The organism is Idiomarina sp. ST10R2A5, assembly GCF_051842325.1.
In the GTDB taxonomy this organism is placed as follows: Bacteria; Pseudomonadota; Gammaproteobacteria; order Enterobacterales; family Alteromonadaceae; genus Idiomarina; species Idiomarina abyssalis.
Map to the genome: position 1 here is coordinate 1 of NZ_JBNIEX010000023.1, position 837 is coordinate 837.

Sequence of the window (837 nt, forward strand, 5' to 3'; positions counted from 1 at the left end):
GGATTGTAAAACATCTCGATAAAATTAAATATCTCAGTCTTCGCTTCGTTCCTGTTCGGGTAAATCTTCTTCCGGATGACCCGCTTTTTAAATGTGGCAAAAAAGCTTTCAGCAACAGCGTTGTCGTGGCAGTTCCCACGTCGGCTCATCGATGGTATTAGGTTGTGCTCTTTCATGAATGCCAGGTAATCAGAGCTGCCATATTGGCTGCCCTGATCGCTGTGTACCAGAACTTTCTCTTTCGGGCGTCGCTGATAAACCGCCATCAGTAATGCTTTGATAACCAGGTGTTTATCCATATTTTTGTCCATTGACCAGCCAACAACGCGCCTGGAGAACAAGTCGATAACCGTTGCCACGTAAAGGAAGCCCTCGTAAGTGCGCACGTAGGTAATGTCGCTTACCCACGAAGTATTCGGCGCTTTCGGGTTAAACTGCCGCTCTAAGACATTGTCTGCCACTCGGCCAGGCTTACCGCCTTTGATATGCCGGCGCTTATAGCCGATTTGAGCTCTGAGCTTATTGAATCGCATGATCTTAGCAACACGATGGACACTGCATTTTTCACCAGCTTCACGTAAGTCTTTGTGGATCCAGGGGCTGCCGTAAGTGCCGCCACTGGCAATGAAGAACGCTTTGATGCGTTTTAAAAGTCTCGCGTCTTCTATGGCTCGATCGCTTAAAGGTTTCTTTAGCCAGGCATAGAAACCACTGCGGTTCAGTTTCAACACCCGGCACATGGCTGAAACAGAGAACTGATTTTGATGATCACGGATAAAGGCGTACTTTACTCGGACTCGCCTGCAAAGTACTTTGCGGCCTTTTTTAATATATCCC

At 47.6% G+C, this 837-nt stretch carries 1 protein-coding gene; it reads right to left on the minus strand.

Going from position 1 to position 837, the window contains the following annotated elements:
- On the minus strand, positions 1-837 hold an 837-nt coding region (locus ACP7FG_RS12980; RefSeq protein WP_439226624.1), incomplete at both ends, for an IS3 family transposase.